The following is a 19880-nucleotide window of genomic DNA, read 5'->3' as shown; positions in this document are numbered from 1 at the left end:
CTTCCAAAGTCATGGCGGTGTCGAGACCCCCGTCGTTCACCGCAACAGTACGAGGGCCGTCGCGCTGTGAGATGTATCACTGGGTGACGAGGATGCCTGAGTGGGGAGGGCAACCGTCGGGTCCGGCAGCGTGGCCAGGTCGCTGCGATCGACTTCGGTGGCCCGGCCTCACATGGCGCTCGTGCTTCCAGGCTTTTCAGATGAAGTCGCGAGGGATGCGGGTGCTCCAATTCTTGGCGAACACGCGCTCGTCTCCCTCGAAGCCGTCGAGTTCGGCCCGGACATGGAACTCGGTCGGAGTCGACGTGAGCACCGTGCGAGTCTGCGCGCGCACGCTCCACTCGTCGCGCTCGAATCCCATCAGCCAGTCGGTGCGACCGCGGACGGAGTTCGCATCGCTTCCCTCGAACGTGTATCTCTCGTCCGCGCGCCGGGTCACCATGAGGTCGATGTCCTCGAAGTGCACCTTGCCGAGGTCCTTGACGACGTCCAGCGTCCCCTCCATGGTCACGAGGTTCCGGCTCACGTGCCAGTCGTGCTCGCCGGGCACGATCTGGCGCACCGTGATGGGTGCTGCACCTTCCGGCTCCGCGAAGGTGGGCGGAGGGAACTCGTCGTCGATGCGGGTGGGACGCACAGGGAGCACCAGAGAGCTCTCGTTGGGGTGAACCGTGAGGCGCGCGGGCTCCGGCGAAGGCCACACCACCGGCCAGTACGACGAGGACAGCGACAGCCGCAGCCGATGGCCGGGAGGAAACGACTGCGCCATGCCGTTGAGCTGGACCTTCACCGTCACCAGCTCGCCTGGTTCCAGCATCTGCGGAGCGTCTGAACCTTCGTAGTGGTTCAGGTTGCACACGCCATAGCTCACGCGCGTGGCCTTGCCATCTGGCGCGACGTCGGACAATCGCAAGGCGACCATCGCGACCGGCTTGTCCGCGGACAGGGCCAGCTCGGCGACGGGAGCCCCCAGCGCCTCGAGCCGCTCCTCGAGTGGCTCGCTGTCGAACACCAGCGCTCCGCCGTCCTCCTCCCGCTGGTCGTACGGCATGTCGGGCGGCGCGTTGTAGGAGCACCACTTGCCGGCGAACTGTCCCACGGACAGGGGGGACTGCACCGTCAGCTCGGGGCTGACAGGATCGGTGTCGGGGGCGCAGATGCGGTGGCGCCCGAGCGGGTACCGCGTGCGCTCGATATGTGGGCTGGGCCAGCTCGGCTCGCCCACCCAGCGGCCGGGGCGCTCCTCATACGTCGTCGCGGGTCGCACCGCGTCCTGCATCCAGATGCTCAGCGCGGGGCCGTCCATCGCGCCGTTGTCCTCCTCGTCCTTTAACCAGCGGTCCCACCAGCCCACTGCCTCCTGCAGAAAGCCGATGGCGGGGCCGGGCTGGCCCAGGTGCGGGTACTTGTGGCTCCACGGCCCGATCAGGCCCCGGGTCGGAGCGTCGAGGCTTTCGAGCAGGCGAAACACCGAGTTGGAGTAGCCGTCGGCCCAGCCGCTGACCGCAAACACGGGGCATTCGATGGCGCTGTAGTCCACGCTCACCGATCCGCGTGTCCAGTAGTCGTCGCGGCGCTGGTGACGGAGCCACTCCTCGAGCCACAGGCCGCTGTGCTCGAGCCGCTCGAGCCACATGTCGCGCCAGTGCTCGCCGACGATCGCCGGGTCAGGGGGACACGAGTTGTAGGCGAACATGGTCGACGCCCAGGAGAGGTTGTCGGTGAGCAGGCAGCCACCCATGTAGTGGACGTCGTCCGAGTAGCGGTCGTCGGAGGAGCACGCGGTGATGATGGCGCCGAGACTCGGCGGTCGCCGTGCGGCCACCTGGAGTGCGTTGAACCCTCCCCACGAGATGCCCATCATGCCGGTGCGCCCGTTGCACCAGGGCTGTTCGGCGAGCCACGAGAGGACGTCCTCAGCGTCCTCGAACTCCTGATCGAGGTACTCGTCGGTGAGCACGCCCTCGGAGTTCCCGCTGCCGCGCAGGTCCACACGTACGCAGGCGTAGCCGTGCCCGGCGAAGTAGGGGTGATGGATCGAGTCCCGCTGTGCGGTGAGGTCGCGCTGGCGATAGGGGATCATCTCGACGATCCCCGGGACGGGCTCGCGCTCGGCATTGCTCGGTCTCCACACGCGCGCCGCGAGGCGGGTGCCGTCGGTCATCGGGATCCATACGTGCTCGAGCTGCTCAACGGCGAACGGCAATTGGGTGACTATTCGCATTGCGCTCCTCCCTCAGGCGTGGCCCTGCTCGTCGGTGTCGTGTTCAGGGCCCATCGTGTCCAGCGTTTCGGGATCGCTCACCTCGTCGATCTCGAAAGGCAGTGCGTCCAGGCAGCGCGAGTACTTGTTTGTGAGATCGCGTTCGTCCGCTGCGCCGATGAAGATCTCGGCGAGCACGTAGCTGTAGCTGTCCTCACCAAAGCCGGCTGACAGGCGCTCGCCCTCGTCCACGGTCACGTGCACGCGCACACCGTCGATCTCTCGCTCGCAGGCGGCGATCTCCGCATCTGTGGGCGTTCTCGCGACCACGCCGTCGGTGAAGCTGCGCACGAACCATTTCGCGGCGACCCCGTACCGCCCGTTCCCGGTGCGAGGCGTAGGACGACGGCCCAGTGCGAGATCAAGCATGTAGGCGTGATTGGCAACGCCGTCCACATGCTCGAACATGAGGGCGTGCGACTGCGAGTGCCGCGCGTTGATCTCGAGAAGAGCGAGCGTCTCCGTGTCTGGATCCCAGAAGAACTCGATGTTGAACGTGCTGTTGTCGAGACCCACCGCCACCATCACGCGACGTGCGACGTCGCACATGTGGTCCTGGGTGGCTTGGTCGATGCGAGTGGCCGGGTACTGATAGCGCAGAAAACTCGGTGCCTGCTCGTAGGTGATCGAGTCGACGACCCCGTACGTGACCGCCTCGCCGTCCTTGCAGAAGCCTTCGACTGTCATCTGATAGCCGGTGGCGGCCTCCTCCACCAGGCACATCCGATCAGTGACGGAGACGATCTCCTCGGGGAAATCGAAGCGGTCGAGCAGAGCACGGAAGGGACCCGAGAGCCGGTCGACCGTCTCGCGCTCGCTCTCGAGCGCCTCGCGCAGGCGCTCCTCGCCGTCGATGTAGTGCGCTCCCTCGGATGAGTAGGACTCGATCGGCTTGATCCACACCGGGTACGACATGCCCGAGGGCAGCACGGGGTCGTCATCCTCCAGGTCGAGGAGGCCGAAAGCGGGGTGCTCATCGATGGCGCTGCGCTGGATGAGGCGACTCCAGTACTTGTGCTCGCACTTGACGACGGCCTCCATCGGGGCGGACCGGAGACCGTGCCGTTCGCACAGGATCGGGACCATGAGCGTGCTGGGAAAGTCCCAGTACCCGACGATGGCGTCGATCTCCCCGTCGAACTCGTCGAGCTGGCGCTCCGCCCTGGCGATGAGCGCGGGCACCGAGACGGTGTCCTCCTGGAGATCCTCGACGGTGAGGAGCTGGTGGAACCGGTAGTCCTCGGCGCCGGGAACGCGGCGCAACACCGACAGATTCTCCTCGTCCAGCCCCACCACGAAGATGTTCTTGCTCATGAGTCCCCTTCCCGAGCACTCATGACCACGGTGCTCCTGGTACGCGCGTGCTTCCTCAGGCGACCCTCGACTTCGATGGTAGGCCGAGATCTCTGAGAGTTCAGGTCGAACTAGGACCTGCGTGACCGCACATGGCCCGAGGGGACGCCTCTTCGGGTGCTGAGCACGATCACGGAGAGGAGAGCGCCGAGGAGTCCCCCGGCGAGCGCGCCAGCGCTGTTGAGCAGCACGTCGTCGACATCGGCCACGCGACCGAGGACGTACTGCGATATCTCGATCGACAGCGACAGCACGAACCCGGAGATGAACGTAGCCGCCACCCGAATGAGGAAGCCGCCCCTCACCAGGCACGCGGTAACGAAGCCGAAGGGCAGGAACAGTGCGATGTTGCCGACGAGGTTGTCCCACGCCCCGGAACCGCGCGCCCCAAGCCCCCGGTCGATCTCCTGGAACGGTACGAGGTTCAGGCGGCGGTCTCCCTGGAACTGCGAGGTCACGGTGGAGCCGAGGGTGACCACCGCGATCACGAAGAGACACAGGATGAGCGCGGTCCACAGCACGTACCGGGTGGCGCGTCCCCGCCGCGCGCCGATCAGCCCTGCAGCGACCAGAGCCAAGGTCCCGAAGGCTCCGAAGCTGATGGCGGACACGAGCTCGTCGCCGATCATCTGCGGCATCCTTCCTCGGGCTCGGGACCAGTCGCGCTCGCCGAGCGCGGCGCAGTGGGCCCCGTGGGGCTCGAACCCACGACCTACGGATTAAAAGTCCGCTGCTCTACCAACTGAGCTAGAGGCCCCGTCAAAGAATCCTACGCGGATGAGACGACCCCGAGCTCGCGCAGCCCCCGCCACGCCATCGCGACGTTCAGCGGCCGGTCGAGCGTCGCCCACAGGAGGCACTTGTGAAGCGCGATGCCGAGCAGGCGGGCCTCGAGACCCGCATCGTCCACGCCGGTGGCCGCGCGGTACGCGGACACGGCGCTGTCGACGCCGGTGCGGGGCATCGCCGTGTAGAGGAACGCCAGGTCGACGGCCCGGTCCCCGCGCGCGATCTTGCCCCAGTCGATGATGCCGGCGAAGTCGCCGTGGTCGCCCAGCAGATTCGACCCGTGCAGGTCCGCGTGCGACCACACCTGCACGTCGGGTCCAGGAGCGTCCAGCGCGGCCTCCCACATCGCTCGCGCGGCGCCCGCTTCCACGCGCTCTCCCGACGGTCCGCCGTCGCCGGCCTCGACCTGCCCCAGCGCCCACATCACCTCGGGGCTGCGGTCAGCCAGGGTAAGGGACTGCTCGGGGTTGAACCACGCCTGCTCGACAGACGGTCTGCCGGACTGTCCCGCGGACCCTGCCCGCGCATCGGCCGCAGGCGTCGAGCTGACACCGTGGATCTCCGCGATCGCTCGCCCTACCGTGTCGCCGGCCGCCGCGTCCAGAGGGGCCGCATCGGCCGTCGTGCCCGGCACCCAGGTGACCACTGCCCAGGGCCAAGGAAAGCCCTCGCCCGGGACGCCGCTGCTCACCACATGCGGGTAGGCGAACGACCACTCGTGCCCGAGCGCCGCGGTCCAGCGGGTCTCGCGCGCAAGCGACGCGACAGCGGGCTCGACCCGCGGCAGACGCACGGCGAGCGCGTCTCCCAGCCGGTACATCGCCATGTCCCAGCCGTCGAACCGCTCTCCCACTGGGTGGTCAGCGAGGTGGGGCATCTGAGTTGCGAGCAGCGCACGCACCGTGTCGCGAGAGATCGAGGGGTGCGCGGCGGGCGGGCCGGTGTCCAGGGGGCCGTCCGTGATGGTGGAGGCGCCCGTCGCGTTGGCCTTGCTCATGTTCGCGACGCTAGCACCGTTGCAGCGCAAGGCAACGGCGCCCGCACCCCCATGGATGGATCGCGCGCCGTCATGCGTTACGGACGCAAGAGGCAATCCAAGGAAGGGAGCACATCATGACCGATGACAAGCACCACGACCAGGACAAGCCGCGGGACGACGCGAGCGAGACGGACCAGGACAAGCCTGTCGCCGTGGACAACGCCGCGAGCCACCGCCCGCCGCAGGCCGGAGGCCCTGATCTGCAGTCACCGCCGAAGGAGCCCGTCTCCGCGAAGGGGCGGATCGCCAAGGGCGGCAACCAGAACCCCGAGGCGAAGCAGCCGCCCGACTCGCGGATCCAGAAGGAACAGCGCAGTCAGGGCATGAACCACTCGGGGTGGGAAGGCAAGGGCTGAGGAGCCTCAGCCCTACGGCTTCGCGCCGTCTTCGCCGTCGTCGCTGAGTTCGCCCGCACCGGCGTCCTCGCCCGTCGACATGACGGTGCCGGCGGAGACGTCCAGCGAACTCCCGGACTCCTTGGCCATGTCGATGCGCGGCAGCACCAGGTCTCCGGAGTCAGCGATCGGGGCGCGGACAAGCGTCCACGTCGCCCAACCTCGCGTGAGCAGGTGGTGATCCGAATTTGGCTCGATCGTCGCCTCCACGCCTGAGTAGGTCAGTTGCACGTAGCCGACGCCTTCCTCCTTGACCCGGGCCTGGACGGCACCGAAGGTGGCGAGTTCGGCCGAGCGTATTCCGCGCAGTCGCTCGATTGGCGTGTCGGGCACGTTGACGTTCAGTACGCGGTCGCCGACATCGTGCTCAGAGGTCCACGCGAGCGCGTGGTCGACGACGGCGCGCGCGGTGTCCCAGTGCTGAGGCTCGGCGGAGGCGATCGATACCGCCATGCCCTTCACGCCGTGGGAGGCCGCCGCGAGCGCGGCACCCACCGTTCCCGAGTGCAGCACCGCCCGCCCGGTGTTGGCCCCGAGGTTGACCCCCGACATCACCAGATCGGGGACGAAGCCGAACGCCCCGGAGCTGGCGACGAACCCGATGAGACCGGGCGCGGCCTTCACGCCGGTGGCGCGCACCGACTCGTCCAGGCCTGGCGGGCGGGCGTCGACGAACACGAGATGCCCATCCGCCTCCGTCGCGGTGAGCGATGCGCTGGCCCCCGAGTACTGGCGGTGCGGGGCCACCACGGAGACCTCGTGCCCGGCAGCCAGGGCCGCGTGGGCCAGCACGGTCAACCCATATGAGTCGATGCCGTCGTCGTTCGTCACCAGCACATGCATGTCACTGTATCCCTCCCGTGTCGCTGTGTCCTTCCCACGTCACGCTGTCCCGTGGTGGTTCCGCTCGCCGTTCGTGATCTCGATGTGCGCGGCCAGGCGTTCAATCTGCTCACGGCGGCCAGATCCGAGGCCGCGCCGGGTCACGTTGAGAGTGCCCGCCGCGGTGCCGAGTCTGAGCGCGTCCGTCACCGCCATGCCGCGTCCGATGCCCACGGCGAGGCCGGCGGTCAGCGAATCCCCAGCGCCCTGGTGGACCACGGGCCTGACGGCCGGCCCTGAGGCGAGGCGGTAGCCCGCGGAGGTCACCAGCAGGGTCGGCTCGTGCGCGCGCGAGATCACGACGGCGCCCACGCCTGCCTCGACCATGCGCTCTGCTGCGCCACGCAGCGAATCCAGGTCGTCGTCCTCAGCGAGGCCGGCGGCGTTCACCTCCTCGTGGCTCATCTTCAGCACGGCCGGCCCCTCCTCGATCACCGCCAGTGCCGCCGCACCGGACAGATCCGCGACCACAGGCAGCCCGGCCGCGCGCACGTCCGCGACGAGCCGCGCGAAGAAGCTCGGCGGGACCAGGCCAGCGGGCTCGACGCCCGTGACCACCACTACGTCGGAGCCCAAGGCATCGACGAGCGCCATGCCGTAGAGATCGTCGAGGTCGTGGCGGCCGAGGGCCGGGGGCGGCATGTGCGCGACCGTGGCTCGCTCCGCTCCGCGCAGGTCGATCACCGCGGCCCCCGTGCCGGCGCCCACGCCCGCGTCGACCACCGTGATGCCGGCCGCACGGAGCATGCTGCGGACGGGTTCGCCCAGCTCTCCGCCAAGCGGTGCGCACACGCTGACCGTCGCGCCCAGCGACACGCCCATGCTCGCGACCCAGATGCCCTGCCCGCCTGGGTGCATGTGCACGGTCGGTTGGCCGGCAACTCCGGCGGTGCCGTCGTCGCCGGTGATCTCGACGAACATCATGGGCGCGGGCGCCAGCACGCACACGCGGGGGCCGCCGCCGCCCGAGTCGGGACCTTGCTCGGAGGACCCACGTTCGGCGAATGCGCTCATGTCAGCAAGCCTAGATCGCGAGACCTGAGAATTCGCGGGTGAACGCTTCCCCGAGGTCAGCAGGCGCTCGGGCCGTGCCTATCCTCCGTGAAGCGGACGGACCTCGATGGGGGCGCCGCAGGCATCGGCGGTCCGTGCCGCCCAGCTCTGCGCTGCTGCGAGGGTCGGCACCTCGATCACCCAGATGCCCGCGATGTGCTCACCCGACTGGGCGAACGGACCTTCGGTGACGACCGCATCGGCCGTCACCGTGTTGGCTTCGCTGGCGGGCGCGAGGCCCGCCCCGAAGACCCACACGCCGTCCGTGCTCATGTCTCGCTCGAGGGCGCCGACCCGCCGGCCAAAGTCGGCCATGCGTTCGGGCGTGGGCGCAGGGCCGTCGCCGCGATCGTGCACCATCAGTGCGAACTGAGCCACGTCACCCTCCCTGTGGACGGACCTCGGCCGGGTCCCTGGCACGCTGCGGAAGCCTTCGCGGCCCATGCTAGCGCCGTAGCCTGGCCGTATGCATGAGACGAACACAGGTCTTCAGGAGCTGGTGCGCACCGGCGCGTGGACCACCGAGCCGATGCGCGCGGAGTGGGGCGCGGACGGCGAGCTGCTGGTCGAGGCCCGCGAAGAGTCCGACGCGTGGCGCGAGACGTCGTACGGGTTCGTCCACGACAGTGCGCACGCGCTGTTGTCCCCCTTTGGTGCGCGCGAGGCCGTCGAGGTCACGTTCGTGCTCGACTACGACCAGCAGTTCGACCAGGCGGGCGTCATGATCCGCGTCGACGAGTCCACCTGGATCAAGGCGGGGGTCGAGGTCTCGGACGGTGCCGCGCAGGTCGGTGCGGTCGTCACCCACGGCGTCTCGGACTGGTCGGTCGCGCCGGTGCCCGAGTGGATGGGCCGTGAGGTGACGGTGAGGGCGTCGCGCGACGGCGGCGCAGTCACCATTCGCGCGCGGGTCGACGACGAACCCTGGCGGTTGGTGCGCGTCGCGCCCTTGTCTCCCACGGCCGATGCGCGGGCTGGCTTGTTCTGCTGCGCACCTACCCGGGCGGGCCTGGTGGTGAGGTTCGTGGCGCATCGGCGCGGTGAAGTAGACGCCGCGCTGCACTGATCTCGGGTCCCGTGAGTCCCGCGCGTCCTAGAGGGACATGAGTGCAGGATCCGGCCGTCTTCTTGCGCTCATGTCCCTCCAGGACGCGGGGTCGGTGGCCGGGAGGTGGGGCAGTGGGCGCAGCGATGAGTCAGAGGCCAGCGAGCAGCAGCGCCGCGAATGCCGCCGCGCCCGCCAGCAGCGTCCATCCCATGGACCGCTTCCACAGCGCGACGCCCACGGCCACGAGTGCCGCCAGGTGCCACGCGCCGAAGCCGCGCCACTCGGTCTGGTCCAGGAACAGCGAGTTCGCCACGATGGCGGCCATCGCGGCCGGTGCGACGAGGGACAGGGCCTTGCGCACGCGCGGCGGCAGATCACGGTCGCCGCCCAGCAGCACGATTCCCGAGATGCGGATCGCGAACGTGCCGATGGCGGCGATCGTGAACACGACGAAGGCGGTCATCATGGTGCGGCCTCCGGGGGCGGCTCGGCCGTGCCTGCGTCCTGCGGGCCACGGCGAGCCGGCACGAGCGTGCCGAGACCGATTCCCACCAGCGCGCCGATCAGCACGTTGAGGCCGTACGGCACGTCCTTCAGCGCCAGCACGACGGTGATGGAGATGCCCGCCGCGGCGACGGCCGGCCAGGTCGTGAGCGCGGGCACCAGGACCGCGAGGAACATCAGCGGCACGATGAAGCCGATCTGCCACGACTCGGGTATCACGGGGCCCAGCACCACCCCCGCCGCAGTGCCCAGGATCCACACCACGACGAACGGCCCTGACACCCCAAAGATGAACCAGCGTCGCCGCACGGCGTCCGGCCACTCGCCGGCCTTCAGCACCGACACGGCCGCCGACTGGTCCGTCATCAGGTAGGCGAGACCGAGCTTCCAGCGCATGGGGAAGGCCGAGAACACCGGGGCGAGCGCCGCCGAGTACAGCGCGAGCCGCGCGTTGATCACGAGCGCCGTCGCGATCGCGATTACGGCTGGAGCCCCTTGCCGCAGCGCCTCGATGATGGCGATCTGGCTCGCGCCCGCGGAGACCGTGCTGCTGGCGTAGGGCGCCATCCATCCCGGGAGCCCGACGACCTGGATGAGGGCACCGAAGGCGAGGCCGAACACCGCGGCGCCCGGCATCAGGGGGGCGATCGCGCGGATGCCCGTCCAGATATCCCGCCACTGCGCTGCGCCGATGCGCAGGAAGCTGCGCGCCCCGGGTTCGCGGGCGGGCGGCGGGGCAGCGGTCACCGGGTCAGTGTGGCATGGCCCGATGTCGCGCAGATGTCGCGTGACGGGCCGATGCGGGGGCCCAGCACGTGCCCAGGGTCAGGCGCGCGCGGCGAAGGTGAGGCAGTCGGCCTCGTCGAACGATGCGCCCACCTCGATGGCCTCCGCGGTGCAGCTGAGCTCTTCGTTGTGCACGCAGTCGGTGCGCGAGCACGCGCCGACGGCGGCGACGTCGGCGTTGCCGCCCTTGGCGTCGGTTACCGCATAGGTGTTGCACGCCGAGTTCTCGTTGCCGCGCGCAGCTCCAACCGAGATTGCTGAGGCGTGGCAGCCGTCGTGGTTGTAGCCGCAGCTCTCAACGGAGCAGGACGAGACGATGGGCAGTCCGATCATCGTGGGCATGGTTCCTCCTTGGTAGATCCATTTCCCTCAACAATACGCCGAGAATGCACACCTTGCGCGATTTGAAATAAAGAAACAATGCGGTTCCGCAATCATTATGGGAACATTATTGTTGGAGAAAGGTGACCCTTACCGGAAGTACGCGGCGATCCGGTCGCCATCCACGGCGTGCACCCGGAAGTTCATGCCGTACACGTCCTCGAGCGCATGCTCGGTGATCACCGTCTCTGGCGGACCGTCCTGGACCAGTGCGCCGTCACGCATCGCGATAATCCGGTCGGAGTACGCGCTCGCGTAGTTGACGTCGTGCAGCACCATCACCACGGACTTGCCCTGGCTGTCCGCGAGCCCGCGCAGCAGCCGCATCAGCCCCGTAGCGTGCACCATGTCCAGGTTGTTGAGCGGCTCGTCGAGCAGCACGTAGCGCGTGTCCTGGGCGAGCACCATCGCCACGTAAGCGCGCTGGCGCTGGCCTCCCGAGAGCTCGTGGATGGGCCGCTCGGTCAGGTCGCCGAGGTCGCAGTAGTCGACGGCCTCGGCGACCGCGACGCGGCATTCGGGCGTCAGGCGCCCGTTCGAGTGTGGAAAGCGGCCGAACTCGACGAGCTCGCGCACGGTGATGCGCGCTGTCATGTGAGTGTCCTGACGCAGGATGCTGAGCCGTTTGGCGACCTCCTTGGACGGTGAGGTGAACACGTCCAGGCCCTCGACCGAGACGACTCCGGCATCGGCGCCGAGGATGCGGCTCACCACAGACAGCAAGGTGGACTTGCCCGCCCCGTTGGGCCCGATGATCGAGGTGACCCCCGCATCGGGCAGTGCGAGCGAGACGTCGTCGACCACCACGTGGGAGCCGTAGGACTTGGTGACCGAATCGATCGCGATCATGCGCGCGCCTCCTTGATGAGCAGGGCGATCAAGTAGACACCGCCCACGAGATTGATGAGCGAGCCGAGAGTGCCGCCGAAGTGCAGCACATGCTGAAGGATGGCCTGGCCCAGCACGAGCGCGACCATGGCGATAAGCGCTGCGGCGGTGAGGGTCACGAGGTGACGGTGGGTGCGGGTGAGCTGATAGGCAAGATTGGCCACCAGCAGCCCGAGGAAGGTGATGGGGCCCACCAGCGCGGTCGAGACCGCCACCAGCCCGGCCACGATGATGAGCAGCGCGGTGACCGTCCGCTGATACTCGAGGCCGAGCGCGATCGCGCGCTCGCGACCGAGCGTGAGCACGTCCAGGCGCGGCGCGAGGGCGTAGGCGGCCACGATCCCGGCGCCCAGCAGCGCCGTCGCCATCCCCAGGAGGGTCGTGTCGATGGCGTTGAACGACGCGAACAGTTGGTCCATGAGCGTGTCGAACTCATTGGGGTCCATGACCCGAAACATGAATGAGGACAGCGAGGAGAAGAACGTGCCGGCTACGACGCCCACCAGGATCAGCGTGTACAGCCCGCGGGTCCCGTCGCCCAGCACCCACCGGTACAGCAGAGTCGCGCCGCCCATCATGAGTGCGGTGTTGACGGCGAACATGGCCAACGGATCGATCGCCTCGGCCGTCGCGGAGCCGAGAACGAACACCAGCGCGGTGGTGACCAGGACATAGAGCGCGTCGAAGCCCATGATGGACGGGGTGAGGATGCGGTTCTGCGTCAGGGTCTGGAACACGACGGTGCTGACGGCGATCGCGGCGCCCACGACCACCAGCGCGGCGAGCTGCTCGAGCCGGCGCGGCAGCGCGAAGTCCCAGTGGCCGTCGACGCCCCACGTCAAGAACAGGGCGACGGCGCCCGCGAGCAGCACGGCCAGGCCGATGAACAGCAGCGGCAGGCGGCGATCGCGGCGCCGATGCGCGGGCTGGCTCGTCCGTCCGGCTCCTGGGGGCGCGGCGGCATGGGTCCGATGCGCGGGCGGCTGCGCGGCAGGCGCGGCGGGGGCGTCAGGCATGGGCATAGCGGTTCCCCTTGCGCATCAGCAGGAACAGGAAGATCGCGGAGCCGGTCACGCCCACGATGGTGCCGACGGCGATCTCGTAGGGGAAGATCAGCCAGCGGCCCAGGATGTCGCACGCCAGCACGAGGGCAGCGCCGCCGAGGGCCGTGGTCGGCAGGCCGCGGCGCAGGTTGTCCCCCATCGTCATGGTCACGATGTTCGGGACGATGAGTCCCAGGAACGGGATGGCGCCCACGGTCACGATCACGACCGCGGTGACGAGCGCCGCGATCGTGAGGCCGCCGGCGACGGCGAGACGGTAGTTGACCCCGATGTTGGTGGCGAAGTCCTGGCCCATGCCGGCGGCCGTGAGCCTGTTGGCGAACAGGTACGCGAGCAGCGCGATCCCTCCCGCGAACCACAGCGTCTCGTACCGCCCTTGGATCACGCCCGAGAAGTCGCCGTTCATCCACACGTCAAGGGTCTGGGTGAGGTTGGCGCGGTAGGCGAAGAACTCGCTGATCGCGCGGAACACGCCGCCGAGCACCAGACCCAACAGCGGGACGAAGATGACGTCCTTGAACTGGATTCGCTGGATGAGCGCCAGGAACAGGGCGGTGCCCGCGAGGGCGAACAGCATCGCCAGCAGGATCTTGGACATGATCGAGGCGCCCGCGAAGAGGATGGTCGCGGTGAGCAGGCCCAGGCCGGCGGCGTCGATCGTGCCAGCGGTGGTGGGGGCGACGAACCGGTTGCGGGTGAGGTGCTGCATGATCAGGCCTGCGATCGCCATCGCCGCGCCGGCGAGGATGACCGCCGCGGTGCGCGGGAACCGGCTGATGACGAACACCTCACGCGCGGCGGGGTCCGTCAGTAGCGATCCCAGGTCGACCTGCGCGACTCCGACGAACAGCGATGTGAGGGCGAGGACGAGCACGACCGCGGCCGCCGCCCAGGGGGCGACGGCCGCGACCTTGCTGCGAGGAGGGGCCATCGGGTCAGCCGACCAGCGTGCCGACCTCGTCGAAGATGGACGTCACCGAGGTGAGACCGCCGAAGGCGAGGTACCACTTCTCGGTGTCCACATACGCGACCTTGTCGTTCTGGACGGCCGTCGTGCCTGCGACCAGGTCGTTGTCGAGTACCGCCTGGGCGGAGTCGCCGGGCTCGCCGATGGCGGCGTCACGGTCGAGCACAATCAGCAGGTCGGGATCCAGCTCGGAGATGAACTCGAACGAGATCGCATCGCCGTGGTCGTCGATCGCGACCTGGTCGACTGCGGGCGCGATGCCCAGCAGGTTGTAGACGAAGTCGAACCGGCCCTCTTCAGACGGCCCGTACGCGGAGACCTCGCCGGCGCTGGTCATGAGGACCAGGCCCTCGCCCTTGTCTGCGGCATCGGCCGCGACTGCCTCCGCGGTCGCGGTGACCTCTGCGAGCGCCACCTCCGCCTCATCGTCCGCCCCGAAGATCTGGCCGATCGCGCGGGTGTTGGCCTCGAACGTCGACATGAAGGCCTCCGAGCCCCAGCCGAACGACAGGTCGATGGTGGGTGCGATCTCCTCCATCTCGGCAAGGGTCGCGGCAGAGCGTCCGCCCACGATGATGAGGTCCGGCTCAGCGGCGTTGATGGCCTCGTAGTCCGGCTCGAAGAGCGTGCCGGTGTTCTCGGTCGAGGACTCGAAGTCCGAGAGGTAGGACGGGACCGCGTGGTGGGGGATGCCCACCACGGCGTCGCCGGCACCGAGGAAGTCGATCGTGTCGAGGATGCCGTGCTCGACGACCACGACCCGCTCGGGCTGGAAGGGCACGGTCACCTCTCCCTGCGCGGTGCTAACGGTGACTTCCGTGGGGGCCTCCGTCTCCTGCTGGTCCGTCTCCTGCTGTGCGGAGGTGGCAGAGGCGGTGGCTGTGGTGTCGGCGGGGGCCCCGGGCTCGGATGCGCATGCGGTGAGAGCGAGAGCGGCAATCGCGAGCAGCGTCGGCGCGCTGAATGACTTGGAAAGAGGCATGGAAACTCCAGTACTAGCGGTGGATGGAGAGCGTCGACGTCGATTGCGTGGCCCCGTCGGCGGGGCTGGCGGGAATTACGCTAGCGGAGAGTTGCGAAAAGGCCAACCTCGTAGGTAAGGTTTGCCTTATTCGGATATTTGCCAGGGGTTATGATCGACCAGGCCAACCCGCGCATCGGTCGCCGTGCTGGGGGCGGGGAACAAATCTGCGGCCGCCGGCGTCTCACTTGGTGACCTGTCACGGCGAGATGCTGCACGGGAACCTTTCAGTCACAGCGTGCGGCGCCCGGTCATCCCCCCCTCAGCGGCCGGGCGTCGCGCCTGTCCCTGCACAACCGTGCGTGCACTCCATGTGCTGCGGAGCGATGTGCTGTGACTCGACGTGGCATGAACCGAGGCTCCCGCGCGTACGCTGACAGCTACGGAGAGCCAATCCGAAGGGAACCACCATGACACCGCGCATCGAGAAGTCCGACGCCGAATGGCGCGCCGAGTTGAGCCCCGACGAGTTCCACGTGCTGCGCGAGGCGGGCACCGAGCGCCCCTGGACGGGTGAGTTGCTCGACAACGCGCGCGACGGGGTCTACCGCTGTCGCGCCTGCGGCGCCGAGCTGTTCCGCTCCGACACCAAGTTCGACTCCCACTGCGGCTGGCCGTCCTTCTTCACCGCCGAGAACGACGCAGTCAACCTCACCGAGGACGTGTCGCTGGGCATGATCCGCACCGAGGTGCGCTGCGCCACCTGCGACTCCCACCTGGGCCACGTCTTCAAGGATGCGCCGCAGACACCCACCGGCGACAGGTTCTGCATCAACTCCGTATCGCTCACCTTCGAGGACGGCGGCGAGAGCGGCGGGGGCAAGACGGCCGATGCTCGGGAGACTTACGGCGACGGCGCCGGGACCACTCAGGAGGACTGACGTGGTCGAGCCGCGCTTTCGCCGACCAGCCATGCTCGACATGGAGGAGGCCGAACAGATCGAGGGGGACATCGATCCCGCTGATCGCGGCCTGATCGCGCACGAGACTGCGCTCGCCCTGGTGTCCCAGGCTCGCGCCGCCCACGACCCGGACCTCACCAACCGACTCGTGCGGCTCGTCGACGAGGAGGGCATCGACACCGTCGCGATGATGTGGTCCAAGGCCGGCGCGCATAGTCTTCCCGGAGCCCTGTGGCGCATCTACATGCTGCGCGAGTGGGTCAAGCACGAGCCTCGCTCCGTCGCGCGCTCGTATCACCACGGCGTTCACGCGGCTCACGTCCGGCACGCCATCGCGGGCGTCGAGGATCCTCCGGGTCCCGACGAGGTACAGGCGCTCGCCGACTCGGTACTGTCCGGCGTGTTCTCCGGCGACCTGGCCGTAGCGCTCGAGCGCGCGGGGGCGTTCTGCCGTGTGGTCGCCACTGGCGCCGCATACGAGGCGGAGTCGGACGACGGCCACAACGATCGCCGTGCCCACGAGACCTCGTTGCGCGCCGCCCAGCTGCTGCGCACCGGCGAGGACCTCGAGCGTTGCGCCGCGATGTGGCGCGAAGACCGCCTGGACTGAAGCGCCTGGACTGGGCCGCCTGGACTGGGCCGTCTGGACTGGACCGCTGGTCCCGGCCCGCGCATCGGCAGGGCTCCCGCCCACTCGCCCGCCAGCAGTCACTCAGTGCCGAAGGCGGGCCCGCTCTCAGCACTCGATGACTGCTAGGACACGATCAGCCCAAGGGCGGCGTGGGGTGGGACTTGAGGTCCGCGGCGAGAGGCGTAAAGTGGAACCAGACATCGGACTGCGGTAGCCCCGGGCTCCAAATCAAGCCGCCACGAGCGGCCTTCGCGCCGACTGGCGCTCCCAGTCCGATGTCGCCCCTTTCTCCCTCGCGGCTGCGGCCGTACGCGCCCCTGTGCTGCGTGCCCCCGTGCCCCCGCCTGCGTACTGCGGCCCCTTGCCCCCGCTCCTGCGCCGCTGTGCTGTGCCGACGGGCCGGATGAACTGAGCCAGCGCCGCTCCGCCAAACGTGAGCTGAGGCGCGGGAGCTGAGTTGGTCCGGCCGCTCGGGTCGAGCAGCGGCGGGGGTGGGTCGCAGCCGGAGGGGCTGAGCAGTCGCGCAGTCCCGCAGTCGCAGAGTTCTGCGGTCCCGGTGACGGGGGTGCGGTAACGGGGCCCGGGTGATACGAGTGCGGGCGCAGCGCTACGGGTGCACCTGCAGCAGGTGGGTCTCGATGGCCGTCACGCGCGGCCCGGAGTCAGTGTCGAGCACGTGTGCCACCAGCACCCCGCCCGCAGGCAGGTACGGGTTCTTGCGGGGCAGCGCGCCACGCGTGTAGGAGCGGGTGGCCGCGCGGACCATCTCGACGATGGTCGGCAGCGTGGGGCGGTGCACGGAAACGACCCGGCTCGACTCCCTCCCCAGGAGATTCACGAACACCGATGCCGTCGACAGCGGCTTGGATGCGTGGCCGGGCTCCGTGAGGGCACGGAAACTCTTCACCTTGAGGCCGGCGGCGTCCGCGTAAGGCTCGACGGTCTGGATGCAACGCAGCGCCGGCGAGGAGTCGATGTGCTTGATCCCGAAGGCCGCGAACAGCGGCACGAGCTGCTGTGCACGCTCGCGGCCGGCCTTGGTGATGGGCCGGTCGATGTCGTCGCCCGCCCACGCCTTCCGGCGCTTGGCGCGGGCGTGGCGTGCGAGCACGAAGGCGCGGGTCTCGAGCCTGTCATTCCGGTACGCGTCGACCAGCACCTCGAGCGGCCGCAGATCGTCCTTGAACGTGATCTTGGCGCGGGCCTCGTCGACGTTGAGCCACCGCTTCTTGTCGATCTCCTCCTTGGAGGCGGGCTTGTAGGCGGGACGCGCCTTCACGGCGCAGGCACCGTCCGATGCGAGGTGGGCTGCCCAGTATTTGACCACCTTGGTCTTGCCTCCGGCCGGATAGCGCAGGGTCGGCAGGGGCTGCCCGAGGATCACCTGCTTGCCGGTTTCCTCGGCGACCTCGCGGATCGCGCACCCGGGCAGCGTCTCGCCCGGGTCGAGCTTTCCCTTGGGCCACGACCAGTCGTCGTACCTGGGGCGATGTACCGCGAGGACCTGCAACTCGCCGTCCCGGACACGCCAGATCAGAGCCCCTGCCGCGATGACGGTCCCGGGGGGATATCGCTTCACTTGCGCTTGGCCCTCCGCTTGGGCTGGCGTTTGATGTAGGTGGCTTGGACGTCCTTGAGCCGGCGGCCGTCGGCGTCCTCGGTGGTGCGGGTGAACACGCCGTCCTCCCCGAGCTCCCACGCGGAGTAGTCGGTCGACATCGCCATGTCGATGTTCTCGAGGAGGAATTCCTTCTGGTGCGGCGCGACGATGGAGATCAGCGCCTCGATGCGCCGGTCCAGGTTGCGGTGCATGAGGTCGGCGGAGCCGAGGAAGATCTCGGGCTCGCCGCCGCCCGCGAACGCGAAGATTCGCGAGTGCTCGAGGAACCGTCCCAGCACGGAGCGCACACGGATGTTCTCGCTGAGTCCCGGTACGCCTGGCCGCAGTGCGGAGATCCCGCGCACCACCAGGTCCACCTGCACGCCGGCCTGCGAGGCACGGTACAGCGCATCGATGGTCTTCTCGTCGACGATGGAGTTGAGCTTGAACTTGACCCACGCCTCCTTGCCGGCGCGGGCGTTCTCGGCCTCGCGCTCGATCCGGTCGATGAGGCCGATGCGCACGCCGGTGGGCGCCACGATCAGGCGCTTGAACTTTGCCTTGGGCGCGTAGCCGGAGAGCTGGTTGAACAGCTTGGTGAGGTCCGCCCCGACGTCGGGATCCTTGGTGAGGAGTCCGTAGTCCTCATACAGGCGGGCGGTCTTCGGGTGGTAATTGCCGGTGCCGACGTGGCAATAGCGCACCAGCCCCTCGTCCTCCTGCCGCACGACGAGTGACAGCTTGCAGTGAGTCTTCAGACCCACGAGTCCGTACACGACGTGCACGCCGGCCTTCTCGAGCTTGCGGGCCCAGCCGATGTTCTGCTGCTCGTCGAACCGCGCCTTGATCTCGACCAGCGCGAGCACCTGCTTGCCGTTGCGTGCCGCCTCGATGAGCGCGTCCACGATGGGGCTGTCGCCGGAGGTGCGGTACAGCGTCTGCTTGATCGCCAGCACCTTGGGGTCGAGCGCAGCCTGGGACAGGAATGCCTGCACCGACGTCGAGAACGAGTCGTACGGGTGGTGCAGCAGGATGTCGCCGCGGCGGATCGCATCGAACACGTTCTGCTCGTCTGCGGTCTCGACCGGCGCGAGCTGGTGGTGCGTGGTGGGGCGGAAGGCGGGGAACTGGAGCTTGGGGCGATCCAGGTCCGCGATGACGTTCAAGCCGGTGAGGTCCAGCGGCGCCGGCAGGTGGAACACGTCGTGCTCGGTGATGCCGAGCTCGCGCACCAGCAGGTCGTGGACGTGCCCGGGCAGATCCTGCGCCACCTCAAGACGCACGGCGGGGCCGAACCGGCGGCGCAGCAGCTCGCGCTCCATGGCCTTGAGCAGGTTCTCGGCGTCGTCCTCCTCGACCTCGACGTCCTCGTTGCGGGTGACGCGGAAGGTGGAGCTGCTCATCACCTCCATGCCGGGGAACAGGTAGTCGAGGTGCTCGGCGATCACGTCCTCGAGCGGCACGAAGCTGCGCGGCTCGTCCGACAGCGCCGATGCGTCGGTCACCTGAGCGGCCTTTCCCGTCGAGTCGACGCTCAGGAATCGGGGCAGCGTCTCGGGCACCTTCACGCGAGCGAAGAACTGCTTCAGGGTGTCGGGGTCGCGCAACTCAACGGCGAGATTGAGCGACAGCCCGGAGATGTACGGGAACGGGTGAGCGGGGTCGACGGCGAGCGGCGTCAGCACCGGGAAGATGTCGGAGCGGAACAGCTTGCGCAGTCGCTCACGCTCGGTCTCGTCGAGGTTCTGGATGTGCACCAGGTGGATGCCCTGCTCCTGGAGCTGCGGAAGCACCTGGTCCTCGAACACGTCCGCGTGACGGTCCATGAGGTGGTGGGCGCGGTCAGTGAGCGCCTCGACCAGACGGGTGGGGCTCATGCCGGTCGCGCTGGGCACGGCGAACCCTGCCGCGATGCGGCGTTTGAGGCCCGCCACGCGCACCATGAAGAACTCGTCCAGGTTCGAGGCGAAGATGGCGAGGAACCGGGCGCGTTCGAGCAGGGGAGTGGACTGGTCCTCGGCCAGCTCGAGCACGCGCTCGTTGAACGCAAGCCACGACAGCTCGCGGTCCAGGTAGCGGTTCGGCGGGAGGTGTGCGGAATCGTCCGGCGTGTCCGCGTCGTCGTCGTGGGCGTTGTCACCTGCGGTGGCGATCGCCCCGCTCGTGGGCGAGGTTGCCTCCGTCGTCTCCCCGACGGGAGGGGGCCCGGCTGCGGTCTTGTCGAGGCTGTCAGCCTGGGTGCCATCTTGCATGTGCCCATGGTGACATGGCCTCGCGCGCGCGACCACCCCCAGGGTCCCGGTCCCGGCGCGGA

At 68.7% G+C, this 19880-nt stretch carries 19 protein-coding genes, 1 tRNA gene and 1 pseudogene; 4 read left to right on the top strand and 17 right to left on the bottom strand.

Going from position 1 to position 19880, the window contains the following annotated elements; all coding sequences use genetic code 11:
* Nucleotides 1-196 precede the first annotated feature (196 nt).
* From ACNI3K_RS01425 to ACNI3K_RS01405, 5 genes are all read right to left on the bottom strand, one after another.
* Entirely contained in the window at nt 197-2224 is a 2028-nt protein-coding gene (locus tag ACNI3K_RS01425) for a CocE/NonD family hydrolase (RefSeq protein ID WP_419390076.1), read from the bottom strand.
* A 12-nt stretch (nt 2225-2236) separates the two neighbouring features.
* Nucleotides 2237-3577 (bottom strand): ATP-grasp domain-containing protein, encoded by a 1341-nt coding sequence (locus tag ACNI3K_RS01420; RefSeq protein WP_419390075.1) that lies wholly within the window; start codon nt 3575-3577, stop codon nt 2237-2239.
* Nucleotides 3578-3687: 110 nt separating this feature from the next.
* Complete coding sequence (locus ACNI3K_RS01415) at nt 3688-4245, bottom strand: VanZ family protein (protein WP_419390074.1); 558 nt, start codon at nt 4243-4245, stop codon at nt 3688-3690.
* A gap of 55 nt (nt 4246-4300) precedes the next feature.
* Nucleotides 4301-4373: transfer RNA gene (locus tag ACNI3K_RS01410), tRNA-Lys, on the bottom strand.
* A gap of 12 nt (nt 4374-4385) precedes the next feature.
* Nucleotides 4386-5402 (bottom strand): phosphotransferase, encoded by a 1017-nt coding sequence (locus ACNI3K_RS01405; RefSeq protein WP_419390073.1) that lies wholly within the window; start codon nt 5400-5402, stop codon nt 4386-4388.
* 116 nt (nt 5403-5518) lie between these two features.
* Here ACNI3K_RS01405 and ACNI3K_RS01400 point away from each other — a divergent pair, with 116 nt between their 5' ends.
* The gene (locus ACNI3K_RS01400; protein ID WP_419390072.1) at nt 5519-5800 is read left to right on the top strand and encodes a hypothetical protein; all 282 of its coding nucleotides are present in this window, start codon (nt 5519-5521) and stop codon (nt 5798-5800) included.
* Nucleotides 5801-5812: 12 nt separating this feature from the next.
* Here ACNI3K_RS01400 and surE read toward each other — a convergent pair whose 3' ends face one another.
* The 3 genes from surE to ACNI3K_RS01385 all read right to left on the bottom strand — a co-directional run bounded on the left by surE (nt 5813) and on the right by ACNI3K_RS01385 (nt 8152).
* The gene (gene surE / locus ACNI3K_RS01395) at nt 5813-6682 is read right to left on the bottom strand and encodes a 5'/3'-nucleotidase SurE (RefSeq protein ID WP_419390071.1); all 870 of its coding nucleotides are present in this window, start codon (nt 6680-6682) and stop codon (nt 5813-5815) included.
* A gap of 39 nt (nt 6683-6721) precedes the next feature.
* The gene (locus ACNI3K_RS01390; protein ID WP_419390070.1) at nt 6722-7735 is read right to left on the bottom strand and encodes a 1-phosphofructokinase family hexose kinase; all 1014 of its coding nucleotides are present in this window, start codon (nt 7733-7735) and stop codon (nt 6722-6724) included.
* 78 nt (nt 7736-7813) lie between these two features.
* Nucleotides 7814-8152 carry a YciI family protein gene (locus ACNI3K_RS01385; protein ID WP_419390069.1) on the bottom strand — a complete coding sequence of 113 codons (339 nt, stop codon included), beginning with the start codon at nt 8150-8152 and terminating at the stop codon, nt 7814-7816.
* Between the two features lie 88 nt (nt 8153-8240).
* On the opposite strand from ACNI3K_RS01385, the gene ACNI3K_RS01380 reads away from it, so the two are divergent.
* Nucleotides 8241-8840 carry a DUF1349 domain-containing protein gene (locus tag ACNI3K_RS01380; protein ID WP_419390068.1) on the top strand — a complete coding sequence of 200 codons (600 nt, stop codon included), beginning with the start codon at nt 8241-8243 and terminating at the stop codon, nt 8838-8840.
* A gap of 130 nt (nt 8841-8970) precedes the next feature.
* On the opposite strand, the gene ACNI3K_RS01375 is transcribed toward ACNI3K_RS01380, so the two are convergent.
* From ACNI3K_RS01375 to ACNI3K_RS01345, 7 genes are all read right to left on the bottom strand, one after another.
* Entirely contained in the window at nt 8971-9288 is a 318-nt protein-coding gene (locus ACNI3K_RS01375) for an AzlD domain-containing protein (protein WP_419390067.1), read from the bottom strand.
* Nucleotides 9285-10073, bottom strand: a complete 789-nt coding sequence (locus tag ACNI3K_RS01370; RefSeq protein ID WP_419390066.1) for an AzlC family ABC transporter permease — start codon at nt 10071-10073, stop codon at nt 9285-9287. The genes ACNI3K_RS01375 and ACNI3K_RS01370 overlap by 4 nt, the downstream gene beginning before the upstream one ends.
* A gap of 78 nt (nt 10074-10151) precedes the next feature.
* Nucleotides 10152-10454: a DUF1540 domain-containing protein gene (locus ACNI3K_RS01365; RefSeq protein ID WP_419390065.1), complete on the bottom strand. Its 303-nt coding sequence runs from the start codon at nt 10452-10454 to the stop codon at nt 10152-10154.
* 129 nt (nt 10455-10583) lie between these two features.
* Nucleotides 10584-11342, bottom strand: coding sequence for an iron ABC transporter ATP-binding protein (locus ACNI3K_RS01360; RefSeq protein ID WP_419390064.1), 759 nt, complete (start codon nt 11340-11342; stop codon nt 10584-10586).
* The gene (locus tag ACNI3K_RS01355; protein ID WP_419390063.1) at nt 11339-12403 is read right to left on the bottom strand and encodes an iron chelate uptake ABC transporter family permease subunit; all 1065 of its coding nucleotides are present in this window, start codon (nt 12401-12403) and stop codon (nt 11339-11341) included. Before ACNI3K_RS01355 ends, ACNI3K_RS01360 begins: the two co-directional genes overlap by 4 nt.
* Nucleotides 12390-13376, bottom strand: coding sequence for an ABC transporter permease (locus ACNI3K_RS01350; protein ID WP_419390062.1), 987 nt, complete (start codon nt 13374-13376; stop codon nt 12390-12392). Before ACNI3K_RS01350 ends, ACNI3K_RS01355 begins: the two co-directional genes overlap by 14 nt.
* Before the next feature lie 4 nt (nt 13377-13380).
* Entirely contained in the window at nt 13381-14394 is a 1014-nt protein-coding gene (locus ACNI3K_RS01345) for a siderophore ABC transporter substrate-binding protein (protein WP_419390061.1), read from the bottom strand.
* A gap of 449 nt (nt 14395-14843) precedes the next feature.
* On the opposite strand from ACNI3K_RS01345, the pseudogene msrB reads away from it, so the two are divergent.
* Together msrB and ACNI3K_RS01335 are read left to right on the top strand one after the other, a co-directional pair.
* Nucleotides 14844-15230 (top strand): annotated as a pseudogene (msrB, locus tag ACNI3K_RS01340) (peptide-methionine (R)-S-oxide reductase MsrB); the annotation flags it as partial.
* Nucleotides 15231-15315: 85 nt separating this feature from the next.
* Nucleotides 15316-15945, top strand: coding sequence for a hypothetical protein (locus ACNI3K_RS01335; RefSeq protein WP_419390060.1), 630 nt, complete (start codon nt 15316-15318; stop codon nt 15943-15945).
* Nucleotides 15946-16573: 628 nt separating this feature from the next.
* Here ACNI3K_RS01335 and ACNI3K_RS01330 read toward each other — a convergent pair.
* Entirely contained in the window at nt 16574-17545 is a 972-nt protein-coding gene (locus ACNI3K_RS01330) for an NUDIX hydrolase (protein WP_419390059.1), read from the bottom strand.
* Complete coding sequence (locus ACNI3K_RS01325) at nt 17542-19818, bottom strand: RNA degradosome polyphosphate kinase (RefSeq protein ID WP_419390058.1); 2277 nt, start codon at nt 19816-19818, stop codon at nt 17542-17544. Before ACNI3K_RS01325 ends, ACNI3K_RS01330 begins: the two co-directional genes overlap by 4 nt.
* Nucleotides 19819-19880: the final 62 nt, after the last annotated feature.

The organism is Demequina ureilytica, from assembly GCF_048553575.1.
Lineage (GTDB): Bacteria > Actinomycetota > Actinomycetes > Actinomycetales > Demequinaceae > Demequina.
Note: the sequence above shows the minus strand (reverse complement) of the source record. Positions and strands in the feature narration are given on the sequence as shown.

Excerpts from the sequence above, each read along its gene's own strand:
- ACNI3K_RS01425 (WP_419390076.1), bottom strand. The coding sequence starts at position 2,224 with ATGCGAATAGTCACCCAATTGCCGTTCGCCGTTGAGCAGCTCGAGCAC.
- ACNI3K_RS01420 (WP_419390075.1), bottom strand. The coding sequence starts at position 3,577 with ATGAGCAAGAACATCTTCGTGGTGGGGCTGGACGAGGAGAATCTGTCG.
- ACNI3K_RS01415 (WP_419390074.1), bottom strand. The coding sequence starts at position 4,245 with ATGATCGGCGACGAGCTCGTGTCCGCCATCAGCTTCGGAGCCTTCGGG.
- ACNI3K_RS01405 (WP_419390073.1), bottom strand. The coding sequence starts at position 5,402 with ATGAGCAAGGCCAACGCGACGGGCGCCTCCACCATCACGGACGGCCCC.
- ACNI3K_RS01400 (WP_419390072.1), top strand. The coding sequence starts at position 5,519 with ATGACCGATGACAAGCACCACGACCAGGACAAGCCGCGGGACGACGCG.
- surE (WP_419390071.1), bottom strand. The coding sequence starts at position 6,682 with ATGCATGTGCTGGTGACGAACGACGACGGCATCGACTCATATGGGTTG.
- ACNI3K_RS01390 (WP_419390070.1), bottom strand. The coding sequence starts at position 7,735 with ATGAGCGCATTCGCCGAACGTGGGTCCTCCGAGCAAGGTCCCGACTCG.
- ACNI3K_RS01380 (WP_419390068.1), top strand. The coding sequence starts at position 8,241 with ATGCATGAGACGAACACAGGTCTTCAGGAGCTGGTGCGCACCGGCGCG.
- ACNI3K_RS01375 (WP_419390067.1), bottom strand. The coding sequence starts at position 9,288 with ATGATGACCGCCTTCGTCGTGTTCACGATCGCCGCCATCGGCACGTTC.
- ACNI3K_RS01365 (WP_419390065.1), bottom strand. The coding sequence starts at position 10,454 with ATGCCCACGATGATCGGACTGCCCATCGTCTCGTCCTGCTCCGTTGAG.
- ACNI3K_RS01360 (WP_419390064.1), bottom strand. The coding sequence starts at position 11,342 with ATGATCGCGATCGATTCGGTCACCAAGTCCTACGGCTCCCACGTGGTG.
- ACNI3K_RS01355 (WP_419390063.1), bottom strand. The coding sequence starts at position 12,403 with ATGCCCATGCCTGACGCCCCCGCCGCGCCTGCCGCGCAGCCGCCCGCG.
- ACNI3K_RS01350 (WP_419390062.1), bottom strand. The coding sequence starts at position 13,376 with ATGGCCCCTCCTCGCAGCAAGGTCGCGGCCGTCGCCCCCTGGGCGGCG.
- ACNI3K_RS01345 (WP_419390061.1), bottom strand. The coding sequence starts at position 14,394 with ATGCCTCTTTCCAAGTCATTCAGCGCGCCGACGCTGCTCGCGATTGCC.
- ACNI3K_RS01325 (WP_419390058.1), bottom strand. The coding sequence starts at position 19,818 with ATGCAAGATGGCACCCAGGCTGACAGCCTCGACAAGACCGCAGCCGGG.